12 protein-coding genes are annotated in these 17,366 nt (G+C 35.9%); 10 read left to right on the top strand and 2 right to left on the bottom strand.

What is annotated here, in order from left to right:
* Nucleotides 1-44: 44 nt before the first annotated feature.
* From DFR56_RS19075 to DFR56_RS19065, 3 genes are all read left to right on the top strand, one after another.
* On the top strand, nt 45-1,784 hold the full coding sequence (locus DFR56_RS19075; protein ID WP_110397050.1) for a sensor histidine kinase: 1,740 nt from the start codon (nt 45-47) through the stop codon (nt 1,782-1,784).
* On the top strand, nt 1,784-2,512 hold the full coding sequence (locus DFR56_RS19070) for a LytR/AlgR family response regulator transcription factor (RefSeq protein WP_110397049.1): 729 nt from the start codon (nt 1,784-1,786) through the stop codon (nt 2,510-2,512). Before DFR56_RS19075 ends, DFR56_RS19070 begins: the two co-directional genes overlap by 1 nt.
* Before the next feature lie 179 nt (nt 2,513-2,691).
* Complete coding sequence (locus DFR56_RS19065; protein ID WP_110397048.1) at nt 2,692-4,131, top strand: carbon starvation CstA family protein; 1,440 nt, start codon at nt 2,692-2,694, stop codon at nt 4,129-4,131.
* Between the two features lie 165 nt (nt 4,132-4,296).
* Here the strand turns inward: DFR56_RS19065 and DFR56_RS19060 are convergent, their stop codons facing one another.
* Nucleotides 4,297-5,523, bottom strand: a complete 1,227-nt coding sequence (locus DFR56_RS19060) for a dicarboxylate/amino acid:cation symporter (RefSeq protein WP_110397047.1) — start codon at nt 5,521-5,523, stop codon at nt 4,297-4,299.
* A 142-nt stretch (nt 5,524-5,665) separates the two neighbouring features.
* Here DFR56_RS19060 and pdaA point away from each other — a divergent pair, with 142 nt between their 5' ends.
* From pdaA to DFR56_RS19030, 6 genes are all read left to right on the top strand, one after another.
* Nucleotides 5,666-6,454, top strand: coding sequence for a delta-lactam-biosynthetic de-N-acetylase (gene pdaA / locus DFR56_RS19055; RefSeq protein WP_110397046.1), 789 nt, complete (start codon nt 5,666-5,668; stop codon nt 6,452-6,454).
* Nucleotides 6,455-6,673: 219 nt separating this feature from the next.
* On the top strand, nt 6,674-8,809 hold the full coding sequence (locus DFR56_RS19050) for a hydantoinase/oxoprolinase family protein (RefSeq protein WP_278250587.1): 2,136 nt from the start codon (nt 6,674-6,676) through the stop codon (nt 8,807-8,809).
* A gap of 35 nt (nt 8,810-8,844) precedes the next feature.
* The gene (locus tag DFR56_RS19045; RefSeq protein ID WP_244916587.1) at nt 8,845-11,130 is read left to right on the top strand and encodes a hydantoinase B/oxoprolinase family protein; all 2,286 of its coding nucleotides are present in this window, start codon (nt 8,845-8,847) and stop codon (nt 11,128-11,130) included.
* 23 nt (nt 11,131-11,153) lie between these two features.
* Nucleotides 11,154-11,654 carry an acetone carboxylase subunit gamma gene (locus tag DFR56_RS19040; RefSeq protein ID WP_110397044.1) on the top strand — a complete coding sequence of 167 codons (501 nt, stop codon included), beginning with the start codon at nt 11,154-11,156 and terminating at the stop codon, nt 11,652-11,654.
* 72 nt (nt 11,655-11,726) lie between these two features.
* Nucleotides 11,727-12,413 carry a CoA transferase subunit A gene (locus tag DFR56_RS19035; protein ID WP_110397043.1) on the top strand — a complete coding sequence of 229 codons (687 nt, stop codon included), beginning with the start codon at nt 11,727-11,729 and terminating at the stop codon, nt 12,411-12,413.
* Nucleotides 12,414-12,448: 35 nt separating this feature from the next.
* Nucleotides 12,449-13,117, top strand: coding sequence for a 3-oxoacid CoA-transferase subunit B (locus tag DFR56_RS19030; protein ID WP_110397042.1), 669 nt, complete (start codon nt 12,449-12,451; stop codon nt 13,115-13,117).
* A 127-nt stretch (nt 13,118-13,244) separates the two neighbouring features.
* On the opposite strand, the gene DFR56_RS19025 is transcribed toward DFR56_RS19030, so the two are convergent.
* A complete protein-coding gene (locus DFR56_RS19025) occupies nt 13,245-15,206 on the bottom strand; it encodes a sigma-54-dependent Fis family transcriptional regulator (protein WP_244916586.1) in 1,962 nt (653 codons plus the stop codon).
* A 422-nt stretch (nt 15,207-15,628) separates the two neighbouring features.
* Here DFR56_RS19025 and mbcS point away from each other — a divergent pair, with 422 nt between their 5' ends.
* Nucleotides 15,629-17,209: an acyl-CoA synthetase MbcS gene (mbcS, locus tag DFR56_RS19020; RefSeq protein ID WP_110397041.1), complete on the top strand. Its 1,581-nt coding sequence runs from the start codon at nt 15,629-15,631 to the stop codon at nt 17,207-17,209.
* Nucleotides 17,210-17,366 lie beyond the last annotated feature (157 nt).

The raw sequence follows: 17,366 nt of genomic DNA, 5'->3' as shown, positions 1-17,366 counted from the left end.
GATGTATAATCTTAGAAAACCCTTTCGACGTAGGAGGGATCTTGTTGCTTGATTTACTAATCATCATGTTAGAAAGAGTTGGAACAATCATTGCAGTAGCATTTATATTAACGAGATTTCAATTTTTTAAAAACTTAATTAATCACGATAAATTAGCGGGAAGACAAGAGATCACAGCCATCCTTTTTTTTGGTTTTTTTGGTATTATCGGTACGTATTTAGGAGTTGCACTTCATACGTCTACATTACAGTTTACTAATGTTTCCTTAGGTTTAGTAGAAGATGAAGCAATTGCCAACTCAAGAGTGATTGGAGTCGTCGTTGCAGGTCTAATGGGCGGTTATCGGGTTGGAATTAGCGCAGGCTTAATTGCTGGAATACAACGAATGACTTTAGGAGGTTTTACTGCCTTTGCTTGTGGTGTTTCAACCATTATAGCAGGAATTATTTCAAGTGTTTTTTATAGAAAAGGAAAAAAGGTAAAGCCATTATTTACTTTCGGTGTTTGTGCATTAGCGGAATCATTACAAATGGGTTTAATCCTTCTGCTTGCTCAACCTTTTGAAAAAGCACTTACATTAGTTGAAGTAATTGGCTTACCGATGATTTTGGCAAATGGTGTTGGAGCAGCACTGTTTATGTTGATCGTTCATAATGTGATTGGGGAACAAGAAAAAGTGACTGCACTCCAAGCACAGAAAACATTAAGGATTGCAGATCAAACATTAGGATTTTTACGAAAGGGAATGAATCGTTCGACTGCTCTCGCTGTCTGTAATATTTTATACCGTGAACTTGAACCAAGTGCTGTAGCAATGACGAATAAGACTGAGATTTTAGCTCATGTTGGAATAGGATCTGACCATCATCAAGCAAATATACCGATTCGCACAAAGGAAACAAAAGAAGTGATTCGAAATGGAAAACTAGTTGTGATCAAAGAAGGGATGGTTCATTGTAACTATCCTGGCTGTCCATTAGGAGCTGTTGTTATTGCACCATTAAAGCAACGTGATGAAATAATCGGTACATTAAAATTGTATTACCCTTCCAATAAATTAATGACAGGGGTAAGCACTGAATTAATAGAAGGTCTTTGTTCATTATTGAGTAATCAATTAGAGTTAGCTGAAACGAATAGGGCATACCAACTTGCTAAAGAGGCAGAAATAAAAGCATTACAGGCTCAAATTAACCCTCATTTCTTATTTAATTCGATGAATATTATTATGTCTTTAATTCGTACAAATCCAGAACAAGCACGAAAGTTAGTAAGATCATTATCTTATTTTTTGCGTCAAAATGTGACGGGAACTACTGCGTGTAAAGTCACTTTAAAAGAAGAACTGTCTCATGTCAAAGCATATTTAGAAATTATCGAAGCAAGATTTATTGATCGATTAACGATTATTTATGATATAGATGAAAATTTATTAACGGAAAAAATTCCACCTTTTACATTGCAACCAATAGTGGAAAATGCCATTCATCATGGGATAGAGGACATGGATGAAAATTGTATCATTAAAGTTACTGTGAAAGGTGTGGGAGAAAAAGTAGAAGTGAAAGTAGAAGATAACGGAAAGGGAATCTCACCAGACAGGATTGATCAGCTAGGCACACATCAAGTTAATTCAGAGACAGGAACAGGAATGGGATTGTATAATGTAAACCGTCGATTAATGATGACATTTGATGAATCAGCCTCTTTGTCCATACATAGTAAAAAACATGAAGGAACAGTCATTTCATTTCATATAAGTAAAGAAGGAGTGAACATTTAGTGGGGACTTTTAAAGTATTAGTTGTGGATGATGAACGGTTTGCACGAGAAGAACTTATTTTTTTATTGGAGAATTTTCCGGAAAGTAAAGTTATTGCAGAAGCAGAGCGTGGGGAGGCGGCAATTTTAAAAGCGATACAACTGCAACCAGATGTAGTATTTTTAGATATTGAAATGCCAAAAATGGATGGGATCGAAGTAGCCAAGTCATTGTTAGAATTAAAAAAATCTCCATTAATAGTATTCGCAACAGCCTACCCACAATTTGCTGCAGAAGCATTTCGAATAAATGCAGTAGATTATTTATTAAAACCTTATGATATAGATCAATTGACACAAGCGATGGAACGGATTAGAAACATCATGTTTCCAGTGAAAAGTGCACCTCACTCGACTCCTCTTGGTAAATTGGCTGTTGAAAAAGACGGTGAAATTGACTATGTATTCATCAGTGATATTTTATATTTATCACCTGACGGGAAGACTACAATGATAAAAACACGTAAAAATGAATACGTAGTGAAATCTTCCTTAAAGGAACTAGAGAACCGTTTAATTCCTTTTTCTTTTTTTCGTATTCATCGCAGTTTTTTAGTAAATTTAACATATGTTACTAGATTAACTCCGTGGTTTAATGGAGCTTATCAACTTGAATTGGAAGGAGAAGGAGATAAACTACCTGTAAGTAGAAATTATGTAAAGGACTTACGAGAACGTCTTGAATTATAAACTTTGTTGCTTATGTGTCTTGTTCCTCGATTCCCACATGTAATTCCATCCCCATTACATATTATGACAAAAAAGGCGTCTATTCGTATGTTTCCATTATAATGATATTGATTGTATCGATCTGTTTTTATTTTTTAAAAAGATGAAAACGATATCAGATGGAAAATAGGGGGATGTCAATGATTACTTTTCTTTTATCAATTGCTCTTTTAGTCGTGGCCTATTTCACATACGGCAAGTTTGTAGAAAAGGTATTCGGCGTAAATGAAGAGCGTAAAACACCTGCATATGCAAATAGTGATGGTATTGATTATGTACCGATGAATAAACATAAAAACGCATTAATTCAACTATTAAATATTGCGGGCACAGGACCAATTTTCGGCCCGATTATGGGTGCATTATTTGGACCTGTTGCTTTTTTATGGATTGTTTTTGGTGCAATTTTTGCTGGAGCGGTGCACGATTATTTAACGGGTATGATCTCCATTCGGAATAAAGGAGCACATATTCCTGAATTAGCGGGGAAATTTCTTGGAAAATTTTCAAGACATATTGTAAACGCATTCGCATTATTATTACTTCTTTTAGTTGGTACTGTCTTTGTAACAACGCCAGCATCTTTACTCGCAATTGTTTTGAAAGGTAAAGTCGCCATATCGTTATTAATTCTCTTTATATTCGCTTATTATTTCTTATCAACCATTTTACCAATTGATAAAATAATTGGGAGACTATATCCGTACTTTGGTGCAGTGTTGTTAATTGGAACGATTGGTGTCGGAGGTGCTTTATTATTTTCTGACTATACGATTCCAGAAATGACGATTTCGAACATGCATCCAGATAATATCCCAATTATCCCAATTCTGTTCTTTACGATAACATGTGGGGCATTATCAGGTTTTCATGCAACACAGTCACCAATTATTTCAAGAACAACCCAAAAAGAATCACAAGGACGATATGTATTTTATGGTATGATGATTGCTGAGGCCATTATTGCTATGATTTGGGCAGCGGCTGCAATGAGCTTGTTAGATGGACAAACATTGAGTGAGTTTATTGCAACAGGTACACCTTCTTCTGTCGTAAATGAAGTATCGATCACATTGTTAGGTGCTATTGGCGGAACGATTGCTATTTTAGGTGCAATTGTTTTACCGATTACTTCAGGTGATACAGCATTCCGTGCGGCACGTTCCATTATTGCTGATTATTTAAAAATAGATCAACAAAAATTAATGAGACGATTAATGATTGCTATTCCATTATTTGCGATCTCTGCTTTATTAACACAAATCGACTTCAATATTTTGTGGCGGTATTTTTCGTGGGCTAATCAGGCAACTGCTGCGATCGCATTATGGATTGGGACGATGTATTTATTTATTAAAGGGAAAAACTACTTTATATCGTTAATACCAGCACTATTTATTTCTTACATGGTATTTGTATATATACTAAATCAAAAAATTGGTTTTAATTTAGATTTAACGATATCTTTCATTATTGGATTTGTATTAACTGGAATTCTCGCAGTTCTATTCTTTGTGAAAGCTAAAAATAATAAAATCGCGGAAGTAGAAACAGATGTTGATGTAGATTCAGCTGCATAAATAAAACTAGGTGTTAAAGCATAAATACCTTTTAACACCTAGTTCTTTTCATCATATAGATCAGCCCGCTAAACTCCTTCATGATTCCTTCTTTTAACGTAATGCTCTTCCTTCATTCCTTTTAAGCAAGTAAAACATGTAAGTAGTCATTTAGTCTCTCGATTTTTAACTTGCTTGTTTCTCGAATGCTGATCGGTCTAGCTCTTCTTCCGTACCAGCAACTACTACTGCAGCTGATGCATCTCCAACGATATTTACCGTTGTCCGGAACATATCAAGAATTCGGTCGATCCCTGCAATTAGGGCAATCCCTTCTAAAGGCAAGCCAGCAGCCCCTAAAACCATTGCCAGCATAATCATGCCCGCACCTGGAACTCCCGCAGTACCTACACTAGCCAAAACAGTCGTAATCACTACCGTTAATAATTGCATAGCTGATAACTCTAATCCATAAAACTGTGCAATAAAAATAACAGCAACACCTTGATAAATTGCCGTACCATCCATATTAATTGTTGCTCCTAAAGGAAGGACGAAACTACTAATTTTATTCGATACACCTAAATTGTCTTGTGTGTTTTTAATAGTAACCGGTAGAGTACCGGCACTACTCGCTGTACTAAAAGCAACAACAGCAGCTGGTGCAATCCCTTTAAAAAAAGTAAGCGGATTCATTTTAGCGAATATTTTTACAGACATAGAATAAACGAGAATAGTGTGTAAAATACAAGCAAGTACAACTGCGATAATAATTTTTAATAAAGGTAATAATACTTGTGGACCATATTGCCCAATAATCGGTGCGACTAATCCTAGTACACCAATTGGTGCAAAGCGCATAACGATTCCAGTAATTTTAAACATTACTTCGGCAAATCCATCAAAAAAACGATAAACCGGATCCGCTTTCTTACCAACTAAAGTAATTGCAAGTCCGATAAAAATGGCAAAAAAGATAATTTGTAAAATGTTTCCATCCGCTAAGGATAAAAACGGATTTTCTGGAACGATGTTTAAAAATGTTTGAATAACGCCTTCAGTTTCGTTCACCTCTACTTCAGTACTAGGAACTTCGATTGAAAGTCCTTTTCCAGGTGAAATAATAAATGCGATACTTAAACCGATGATAATTGCAACCGCTGTCGTAATTAAATAGTAAGAAACTGTTTTCGTGCCAACACGACCAAGTGACTTTGGATCTCCAATACTAGCAACACCAATTACCAGTGTGGATAAAACTAGTGGAGCGATAATAAATTTAATTAGACGTAAAAATAAATCACCAAGTGGTTTTATCACTTCAATTGATTGCCCAAAAATTAAACCAAGAATGATTGCGATTACAAAAGCAATGAGAATTTGCGTTAACAAATTTCCCTTCAGTAATTTCATTATTCTACTCCTTTCATATTTAAATACATAAGGTATATAATAACCATTTCCTAAGTAACTGTCAAATCACCCTTTTTTTTACAATGGAAAGCATGCATATTCTAGAATTAAGAGTGAAACCTAATCAAAAAGGGGTCTTTTAATGAATACTATATGCAAGTCGTTCATTACGTATGTCCTTTTGCTAGCTGTATTGTTTTCCAGTAATGACATCGTTTATGGATATGGCTGGGGATATCAAAAAAATAATGATAATAAATTGCCAGATGTAGGAAAGTATGGTGAAATGCTTAAAAATCATCACGCTTTTTACGCGGATATGACAAATGAAAAGGAAATATACCTTACCTTTGACAATGGCTATGAGCAAGGATATACAGAGAAAGTACTCAATGTACTTAAAAAGACAGGAGTCCATGCGACATTTTTCGTCACTGGTCATTATGTTGAAGAAGAGCCAGAATTAGTGAAAAGAATGGTAAATGAAGGTCATATCATTGGGAACCATTCATATAATCACCCTGATTTTACGAACATGTCAAAAGAAGCGATGAAAAAAGAACTAGATATGTTAGAAGAAGCTGTTGCAAAAGTTTCCGCTCAAAAGGAACTGACTTATCTACGCCCACCCCGAGGAACTTTTAATGAAAACACACTGAAATGGGCCGATGAATTTGGCTATGTTCATATTTTCTGGTCCCTTGCTTTTAGGGATTGGGAAACGAATAAACAAAAGGGTTGGAAGTATGCTTATGATCAAATTGTTAATCAAGTCCACCCTGGTGCAATTGTATTATTACACACTGTTTCGGAAGATAACGCTGAAGCTTTAGAAAAGGTCATTATTCAATTGAAAAAAGAAGGGTATACCTTTAGAAGTTTAGATGAACTTATGATGAAACATACTTTTGCAAAAGACATTCTTTTCTAAGAATGTCTTTTGTTTTCTTTTTGTATTGGTACTTATTATGTAGCATGTATCGCTACATCTGTAGCAAAATAAAACAATTTATTATTTTATATTTATTATTTTTTTCAAACGAATCTGTCGTAAAGTTACTATTATGATGCATTTTTTATGTTCATTCAAAAGTTGGCACGAAATTTGCAATATATTATAGTAATTCAAAAAGAAAGGGGAGACATTGATTTGGCAAAATCACAGATTCTTGCTATTGATGCTGGTGGTACAATGACAGACACATTCATTATTGATGAAAAGGGGGATTTTGTTGTTGGAAAGGCGCAAACAACACCAAATGATGAGCATATTGGTCTAATAAATTCAGCCAAAGATGCACTAGAACAATGGGATTCAACGATTGATGCAGAATTTCCAAATCTATTGGCAGGCGTATATTCAGGTACAGCAATGTTAAACCGTTTAGTTTCTCGTGTTGGCCTTCGAGTTGGACTTATTCTTAATAAAGGAATGGAAGATAGTCACCGAATGGGTCGTGGAGTTCAATCACATTTAGGTTATTCATATGCTGATCGAATTCATGTGAATACACATCATTTTGATCCTCCACTTGTTCCAAGAAAGTGGACTGTTGGTGTAACAGAAAGAGTCGATATGTTTGGTAATGTAGTTATCCCATTATATGAACATGAATTAGAAGGTGCTATACAAGAGTTAATTGATAAGGATGTTGAAGCAATTGTTATTAGTTTACTACATTCCTATAAACATCCTGAACATGAACGAAAGATAAGAGATGTTGCAGAAAAAATGATAAAGGATCAGAAGAAAGATATTAAAGTATTTGCGACAGTCGATTATTATCCTGTAAGAAAAGAATCACATCGAACAAATACGACAATTGTTGAAGCATATGCAGCAGAACCTTCACGTGAAACGTTAGCTAAACTTGATAAAGCTTTACAAGATCATGGAACAAACTTTGATTTAAGAATTATGGCAAGTCATGGTGGAACAATAAGTATTAAAGCAAATGAGCTTGCAAGAACATGTGTATCTGGTCCAATCGGTGGGATGGTTGGTGCAAAATATTTAAGTGATAATCTCGGAATAAAAAATGTTGCCTGTTCAGATATCGGTGGAACGAGCTTTGATATCGGTTTAATTACTCAAGGAGACTTAGCAATTGAATCAAGTCCAGATATGGCACGACTTGTTTTATCTTTACCACTCGTTTCGATGGATACGACAGGAGCCGGAACAGGAAGTTACGTTCGGATTGATCCAAACTATGGAAATTTAACATTAGGTCCTGATAGTGCTGGTTCATTAGTTGGTGTATGTAATCCAAATAGTGGAATTGAGACAGTTACTGTCTCTGATTGTCACGTTGTTCTCGGTTTAATTAATCCAGATAATTTTATCGGTGGAACGATTAAATTATCAAGAGAACGTGCATATCAAGCAGTGAAAGAACAAATTGCTGAACCACTTGGACTTTCTGTTGAGGATGCAGCATATGGAGTAACCGAATTACTAGAATCACAATTGAAAAATTATTTAGAATCGATGATTTTAGGAAAAGGATATTCTCCATCTCAATATGTTTGTTTCTCTTATGGTGGCGGTGGACCACTTCACACAGCGGGTTATACAAAAGGATTAGGATTTGAAGATGTACTTATCCCTGCTTGGGCTGCTGGATTTTCTGCATTTGGCTGTGGTGCAGCTGATTTTGAGTATCGTTATGATAAAACACTCGATCTTAATATAGCTGAAAAAGCAGACGATGACACTATTTTAGCAGCTGGGAAGGAACTTCAAGAAGCTTGGGATGAATTAAAAGCTAGGGTCGAAGAAGAATTTAAGAAAAATGGTTACTCTGGTGATGAGGTAAATTACCGACTACTTTATCGTATGCAATACCAAGGACAGTTAAATGATTTAGAAATTGAAGCTCCGATTTCTAGTTTTAATAATGTAAGCGATTACCAAACGCTTGTTGAAACATTTGAGGAAATGTATACACGAGTTTATGCAAAATCTGCTTTATCACCTGAATTAGGATATTCCATTACTGGTGCAATTGTTCGTGGGGTAGTCGATGTTGCCCAACCCAAAATACCAGAAGAACCATTAGCAGGGGAAACTCCACCAGATGAAGCATTTTTAGGAACACGTCAAATCTACTGGGATGGAGAATGGGTGGAAGCAAACATATATGAAATGGAAAAATTGTTGCCAGGAAACCATATTTCAGCATTTTCTATTATTGAATCAACTGCGACAACATTAGTTGTTCCCATTGGTTTTGAAACGTATCTAGATCAAAATCGAATCTTCCATTTAAAGGAACTATCATAAACGAAAGGTAACAAAAAAATAAGGAGGTTATCATTTTGGCAAAAGTAATAGATGAACTTCGTATAGAGGAGAAAGCTCCAATTGGTTGGGACGGTAAAACGTTAAAAGAAATGCGTAACGAGATGGATAAAGTAAGTAAAGAAACAGGGCATTATGCTGGATTAACAGAGCTTCCTTTTAAAGAATCCGATCCAATTCGATTTGAAAAAATATATTCAAAGCTTCGTGGTGGCGTTGTACATGCAAGAGAGACAGCGAAAAAAGTTGCAGCTTCTCCAATTGTTGAGCAAGAAGGTGAATTATGTTTTAGTTTATATTCACCTGAGGCAGACTCAATCGTTACATCAACTGGAATTATTATTCACGTTGGAACGATGGGTGCAGCAATCAAGTTCATGATTGAGAATGATTATGAAAATAACCCGGGAATAAATGATAAAGATATTTTCTGTAATAACGATAATCACGTAGGTAATGTGCATACATGTGATGTCCATACACTCGTACCGATTTTTTGGGAAGGCGAAGTTATTGGCTGGGTTGGGGGAGTAACGCACGTTATTGATACAGGAGCAAGTGGACCAGGTAGTATGCCAATGGGTCCAGTACAAAGATATGATGATGGTTATCAAGTAACATGCCGAAAAATTGGACAAAATGATGTCTTATCGAAAGATTGGCTACTTGAAAGTACACGCTCTGTTCGTGGTGAAAAGTATTGGACACTAGATGAGAAAACTCGTGTCGCTGGTTGTCATATGATCCGAGATCTCGTTTTAGACGTCATTGAAGAAGAAGGGGTTGACGCTTACAAACAGTTTATTCGTGAAATTATTGAAGATGGACGACGTGGATTTGTAAACCAAGTAAAAACAATGTTAATTCCTGGTAAGTATCGTGGTGTTTCCTTTATCGATGTACCATTTGAAGGATTAGATTTACCTAAATTCGCTCAACAAGATTCTATCATTCATTCACCGTCAGAAATCACTGTTCATAAAGATGCGCAACTAGAAATTGACTTTGAAGGTGCAAGCCGTTGGGGATGGCACCCGTTTAATGCAACGCCTGTATCGATTACGAGTGGAATATGGGTTATGTTATCGCAAACGCTCGTACCAAATGATCGGATAAATGATGGCGCTTACTATGCTAGTCAATTTGGTATTCCATTGGGATCTTGGTTTAATCCAGACGATATACGTTCGGCACACTCAAATACTTGGCATGCTCTTGTAGCTGGCTGGACCCCATTATGGCGTGGACTGAGCCGTGGATACTATGGTCGAGGATTTTTGGAAGAAATTAATGCGGGTAATGCACATACGTCCAACTGGCTACAAGGTGGAGGGTATGATCAATATGGTCAACTATCCGCATTAAATAGTTTTGAAACTGCTGCTTGCGGCGTCGGGGCAAGTGCTGTAAAGGATGGAATTAGTCATTCGGCTGCTTTATGGAACCCTGAGGGTGATATGGGGGATATGGAGATTTGGGAATTACTTGAACCTTTAATCTACTTAGGACGTGAAATATTACCAGGCTCAGGTGGTGCAGGTAAGTATCGTGGTGGAAACGGTTGGCAGTCCCTTCGACTGGGATGGGGTGCCAAAGAGTGGACAATGTTCGTCGCTGGAGCTGGCGCGATGGCAACTGATTGTGGCTTAATGGGTGGATACCCTGCAGCAGCTGGTTACCGGTTTACAGCATATGATACAGATCTTAAGGAACGAATTGATAAAAAATTACCTCTTCCATTAGGTGCAGATGTTGATCCAGATAATCCAACGTTTGAAAAGAATATGAACGCCGAGATCATTCACCGTGATAGGCAAGCTGTATCAACGCAAGAAGAGTTTGGTGATTACGATGTTATTATGAACTATCTACGTGGAGGTCCAGGGTTCGGTGATCCACTCGATAGAAAACCAGAAGATGTAGAATCGGATTTAAACGAAAAGTATATCCTACCTCGTTACGCAGAAAGTGTTTACGGTTGTGTGTTCTCTGAGAAAGATGGTGAGTATACAGTTGATATAGTAGCGACAGCCCAAAAACGAGTACAAATTCGAAAAGAACGATTAAATCGTAGTGTTCCAACAAAAGAATGGATGAAAACAGAAAAGAAAAATATATTAGACAAAGAAGCTTCCTTACAAGTTAGACATATGTATGCGCAAAGTTTTGCACTAAGTGAGCAATTTACAGACGAGTTTAAAGAGTTTTGGGGTATAGACGAAGACTGGATGATTTATGAAGATGATTTAGATGTAACTAGACTAGGGGTTCATATTAACCGGTTTAAAAATAAAGGAAATTAACACGATAAAAGAGGTGAAGGTTGATGGGGAAATATAGTAAACAGGTCATTAATGAATTAGTTGAAGGAACGTTAGAATGGTATCAGATAAAAGAAATGATGTCGAGCTATAAAGACGCAGAACGCTTTGAGTTATATCGAGAAGTAATGCAAAGTCGAGTCGACTGGGACGATCCAATTCTTCTACCATTAGGGCTACACTTATATATTGTCCAAAAAGAAAACGGCAAGAGAATGGTGAAATGTGATTGTGGACATGAGTTTTGTGACTATAAAGAAAACTGGAAGCTACATGCGAACGTCTTTGTCAGAGATTCTGAAGAAAAGATGAACGAAGTGTACCCGAAGTTAATGTCGCCGGATCCAGAATGGCAAGTCATTAGAGAGTATTATTGTCCAGAATGTGCGTCACAACTTGAAGTAGAGGCAGTAACTCCATGGTATCCAGTAATCCATGATTTCGAACCAGATATTGATGCTTTTTATAATGACTGGGTGAAAGTACCACTCCCTAAAGTTAAGTAAAGATAAGGAGCGATAGCTTTTATAGCTATCGCTTTTTACACTAAATATTCAATGTTGAAAGGAGTCCTAAAAATGAAACGAATACTAACATCATTTTCAGAAGCGGTCGCAGATATAGAAGATGGAGCGACCTTAATGGTTGGTGGATTCGGACTTGTAGGAATTCCAGAAAATTTAATTATTGCTTTAGTAGAAAAAGGTGTTAAAGATTTAACGGTTATTTCAAATAACTGTGGAATTGATGATTGGGGATTAGGGTTATTATTAAAGAAAAAACAAATTAAGAAAGTGATAGGGTCTTATGTAGGTGAAAATGATGAGTTTGAAAGACAGCTTTTAGCAGGTGAACTTGAAGTAGAATTAACACCCCAAGGTACATTAGCGGAAAAAATTCGCGCGGGTGGTGCTGGTATTCCTGCCTTTTATACACCTGCTGGAGTTGGAACGCCAATTGCTGAAGGAAGAGAAGTGCGTACATTTAAAGGGAAGAAATATTTATTAGAGGATGCATTAACAGCAGATTTTAGTCTTATCTATGCTAAAAAAGCAGATCCGATGGGGAATTTAATTTATCAGAAAACAACAAGAAACTTTAATCCAATTATGGCGGCAGCTGGAAAGGTGACAATAGCCGAAGTGGAGGAAATTGTACAAATAGGTGAACTGGAACCCGATTTTATTCATTCACCTGGAATATATATACAACGAATGATTGAAGGTGTTCAACAAAAACGAATTGAACGATTGACAACAGCATAACAATTGACAGTTGAAGAAAAGGAGGATAGGTGGTTATGAAAAGAGAAAAATCGTTCATTAGGGAGCGAATTGCACGGCGAGCAGAACGTGAAATTCTAAGTGGAGATTATGTTAATTTAGGTATTGGTATGCCAACGCTTGTAGCTAATTTTATTCCTGAAAATAAACATGTTATATTGCACTCGGAAAATGGACTATTAGGTATTGGACCATATCCAGAAAAGGAAGAAGTAGATCCAGAATTAATTAATGCAGGGAAGGAAACGGTAACAGCTATTGAAGGGGCTACTTTTTTTCATAGTGCGGAATCATTTGCGATGATCCGTGGCGGGCATATTAATATTGCCATTCTAGGTGCAATGCAAGTGTCACAGCAAGGGGATTTAGCGAATTGGATGATTCCTGGAAAAATGGTTAAAGGGATGGGTGGTGCGATGGATCTTGTTCATGGTGCTAATAAAATTATCGTCATGATGGAGCATGTAGATCGGTATGGGAAAGCTAAGATATTAAAGGAATGTAACTTACCATTAACAGGTGAACGAGTTGTGGATCGGATAATTACAGATAAAGCAGTTATCGATGTGACGGATAAAGGATTGAAGCTTGTTGAGATTGCCCAAGGGTATAATATTGAAAAAATACAAAAGGTAACAGAAGCAGATTTGATCATAGACACAACCGTGGAATATAATACTTATTAAAAACATCGGATTCTAAGGCTCCGATAATGATACATTGTCATAATCCATTATAAAAAGAAAAATTCATTCCAAGCAGATGTGAGGAATGAATTTTTGATTTATTAAACTAATTAGTATTGTAGTGTGATCATTTATTTGAAACATGACCTAGGTTATATTTTTCTATTTTACGATAAAGTGTTGTCCGAGCTATTTTACAACGACGTGCCACTTCTGAAAGGTTTCCATTTGTTTCGTAAATTAATTGTTTTAATTTTTCTTTTTCCTTATGTTCCAAAGGAGATAGATGATTATCTTTATGAGTTAAGTAATCATTGTTGTTTTCTAAAATGGATTTCGGTAATGATTTTAACGTAATGTGATTCTCTTCACAAAATAGTACAGCGTATTCCATTACGTTCATTAATTCACGAATATTACCAGGCCATTGATAACGATGAAAAAAGTCAAGAACCTGTTGATCAATCGTTGGAATTTGTTTTTTATGTGTTTTTGCAAGTTCATTGGCAAAGAACTCACATAATAGTCGGATGTCACCTTTTCTTTTTTTAAGCGGTGGTAAATGTAATTCGACAACATTTAAACGAAAGTACAAGTCTGAACGGAATAAGCCTTCGTTGACAAGCTTTTGTAAATTCTTATTTGTTGCAGCGATAATTCGTACATTAATAGGGAGTGGTTTGGAAGAGCCAAGACGTACGACCTCTTTTTCTTGTAATACTCGTAATAGATGGACTTGTAATTCAAGAGGCATTTCTCCAATTTCATCTAATAATATAGTACCATTATTTGCTTCTTCAAATTTCCCTCTTTTACCTTGGGGATTTCCCCCAGTAAATGCACCAGCCTCATAACCAAATAACTCACTTGAAATTAAGTTATCGGGAATAGCTCCACAATTTATTGCGATAAATGGTTCATTTTTTCTTAAACTTTTTTGGTGAATTGCATAGGCGAAAACTTCTTTACCTGTTCCACTTTCACCAGTTAAAAGGACAGGGACATTGACTTCTGAAATAACCTGTACTTTTTGGATTACCTTTTTCATTGCATCAGATTTCCCAATGACACCTTTTAATACTGTTTCACTATTGGAGTCTAAAGGATGGAATTGATAAAGCTTTTCAAAACAAAAGACAAATCCAATACGCTCAGAGTCTAATGTAACACTTTGTATAAAGATTTTTAATTTTAATGAAGTAATATCCCATTCCCATTCATGTATACTACTATCGATAAGCGATGTTTTTAATTGCTTCAATTCTTCTTTTTTCCACAATTGATCCCAGTCATTAATTTGTAATAAAGAAAGACATTTTGAATCGGCACGAACTACATTTAACATTTCATCCACCACGACGACATGGACAGCTGATGGTTTATTTTTCACTTCTTCATATTTTCTTTGTAAGTGGTCTAATATTTTATAGGAACTTTGTAATAAACGTTGTTCAATAATTCCTGAAACAGATTGCACGACAGTTAATGAGTGTGATTGAGCTGACTGACTTGGTCCAGTCAAATCAATAATACCTAATATTTTCCGCGTTAACGGATCTCTAATAGGAGCAGCCGAACAAACCCAAGGGTGAACACCTTCACAATAGTGTTCATGAGATAGTATTTGGATTGGCTGTCCAGATGCAAGGGACGTACCAATTGCATTGGAACCAGCAAATTTTTCACTCCAGTCCGCACCTGCTACAAAGTTCATTTCTTGAGCTTGACTTTCTATTTTATAATCACCTTTTAAGTGAATAATTCTTCCCTTACTATCGCTTAGCGTAATTAGATGTTGTGTACCTTTAATTTGATTGTACAAATCTTCAATAACTGGTAGTGACACATCATATAAATTGGAGCGACTAATTAATTCCATTAATTTGCTTTCATCCATTATTATTGGCGTTTGCTTTTGTAATGGATCAACATCATATCTTTGACAGCGCTTCCAAGATTGAAATACGATAGGTCGCATCGTCTCAAGCATTTGATTTTCTAACATAAAATATTCCCAATTACTTTCCAGCTCTTTCATTTTATGAGGGAGTTCATTTGTGGAATAAAATGCCAACTTTGATTGAAACAATTATAAGACCTCCTTAAGGAAAGATTCAATAAAGCTAAATTTTGTTAGATTTCATAGATTTGGAAAATGTTGTGTTAGATAGATAATTTAAAGCAATATAAAATATATCTAGTAATATACTTTAATGAGGTAGTAATTCTAAAATAATCATATTTGAAGTATTTCGATTTGTCAAACTATTAAACTACAATTTATTAGCTCATTTTATTACTGAGACGTGACTTATAAAAGTTTAATTTTTAGGTAGGGATAAATGCATCACAACCAAGTTTTATTTGGAATAAAATTCATATGAAAGAAAGCGAATTTTTTAGCGAATCCGCTGGGAATTGTTTCGGAATAGTTATAGTATGAACTCTTCATAATGTAAATCGGCTATCTACTTTGCTATACTATTAAGAAAGGGAATAGGAGTTGGTATCATGGATCGTGATGGTTTAATTGCTCCAGATGAGTATAATATTGTGATGGAAATAGAAAAACATGCGAAAGAGAAAGAAAAAATAGCTTTAGTCTATATGGATGAAGTGGGAAATAGTAAAGAAATTACATATGAAAAACTACTCAAAAATGTGAATAAAATTGGAAATGTTTTTTTAGAAAAAGGGTTACAAAAAGGGGATAAACTCCTTATCATGGTTCCGAGAATTCTAGAAGCGTATGAAGTTTATTTAGCTGCATTAAAAACTGGCATCATTATTATACCGAGTTCTGAAATGTTAACGACAGAGGACTTACAGTATCGTGTGACACATGGGGAAGTAGATGGAGTTGTTAGTTATCATACATATACTCATGTGTATGAAGGAATAAAAGAGTATGAAACATTAAAGAAATTTTCGATTGGACAACAAGTGGATAACTGGTATTTTCTAGATGAATTGAAAGAGCATGCTTCTAGTGAATTAACGATTGTGGAAGCATCGAAAGACGATGTTGCTTTTTTACCCTATACTTCAGGAACGACAGGAAATCCTAAAGGTGTCGTTCATACGCATGGTTGGGGTTATGCACATTTACGAACAGTCGCCGCCAATTGGTTAGGAATTGGAAGCGAAGATAAAGTATGGGCAACAGCAGCACCAGGTTGGCAAAAATGGGTATGGAGTCCATTTCTATCTGTGCTAGGTTCAGGAGCAACAGGCTTTATTTATAATGGAAAATTTAATCCTGAAACATATTTAACCCTTTTACAAAATGAAAAAATAAATGTTTTATGTTGTACGCCGACAGAATATCGGATGATGGCAAAATTAGAGAAGTTAGCAAATTTTGATTTAAGTCACTTACATAGTGCCGTTTCTGCTGGTGAACCTTTAAATCGTGAAGTAATTGATACGTTTCAAAATTATTTTTCGATTACGGTTCGGGATGGATACGGTCAAACTGAAAACACATTATTGCTTGGCATTATGAAAGGGATGGAAGTAAAGCCCGGTTCGATGGGAAAACCGACACCTGGAAATGAAGTCGAAGTCATAAATGATGACGGGGAAACTGTCGATATCGGGGAAGTTGGTGATATTGCCGTAAAAATAAACTGTCCAGCATTATTTGAAAATTATTATAAAGATGACGAACGGACAAAAAAGTCATTCCGAGGGGAGTACTACATTACAGGTGATCGTGCCAAAAAAGACGAAGACGGATATTTTTGGTTTGAAGGTCGTGACGATGATATTATTGTAAGTTCTGGTTATACGATTGGACCATTTGAGGTTGAAGATGTATTAGTGAAACATCCTGCTGTTCAGGAATGTGCTGTCGTCGGAAGTCCCGATGACATTCGTGGACAAATCGTCAAAGCATTTATTGTATTACGGGAAGGAAAAGCACAAGACGAAGAAGTGCTAATGGAAGAATTACAAAACTATACGAAAGCACATACAGCACCATATAAATATCCAAGAAAAATTGAATTTATGGATGAATTACCGAAGACTTCATCGGGAAAAATTCGGAGAGTCGAATTACGTCAATTAGAATTAGAACGGAATAAATAATGAAAGAAAGCCAAGTATCATGAACTGCCCCCTGTCAAGTAGACAGGTAAAAAAACAAATTATTTTGTGCCATGTATGATTTTCAAGCATGGCTTTTCTTATGCTGGAATTCTTAATCCCATCTTCAACGTCACGCGCTTTGTATTATAGAATTCAA

This window comes from Pseudogracilibacillus auburnensis (genome assembly GCF_003201975.1).
Taxonomy (GTDB): Bacteria; Bacillota; Bacilli; order Bacillales; family Amphibacillaceae; genus Pseudogracilibacillus; species Pseudogracilibacillus auburnensis.
This window is presented reverse-complemented; position numbering and strand designations above follow the sequence as displayed.

Bases quoted from the DNA above. Each gene is read 5' to 3' on its own strand.
- DFR56_RS19035 (WP_110397043.1), top strand. From the start codon at position 11,727: ATGAAACGAATACTAACATCATTTTCAGAAGCGGTCGCAGATATAGAA.
- DFR56_RS19065 (WP_110397048.1), top strand. From the start codon at position 2,692: ATGATTACTTTTCTTTTATCAATTGCTCTTTTAGTCGTGGCCTATTTC.
- DFR56_RS19040 (WP_110397044.1), top strand. From the start codon at position 11,154: ATGGGGAAATATAGTAAACAGGTCATTAATGAATTAGTTGAAGGAACG.
- mbcS (WP_110397041.1), top strand. From the start codon at position 15,629: ATGGATCGTGATGGTTTAATTGCTCCAGATGAGTATAATATTGTGATG.
- DFR56_RS19060 (WP_110397047.1), bottom strand. From the start codon at position 5,523: ATGAAATTACTGAAGGGAAATTTGTTAACGCAAATTCTCATTGCTTTT.
- pdaA (WP_110397046.1), top strand. From the start codon at position 5,666: ATGAATACTATATGCAAGTCGTTCATTACGTATGTCCTTTTGCTAGCT.
- DFR56_RS19030 (WP_110397042.1), top strand. From the start codon at position 12,449: ATGAAAAGAGAAAAATCGTTCATTAGGGAGCGAATTGCACGGCGAGCA.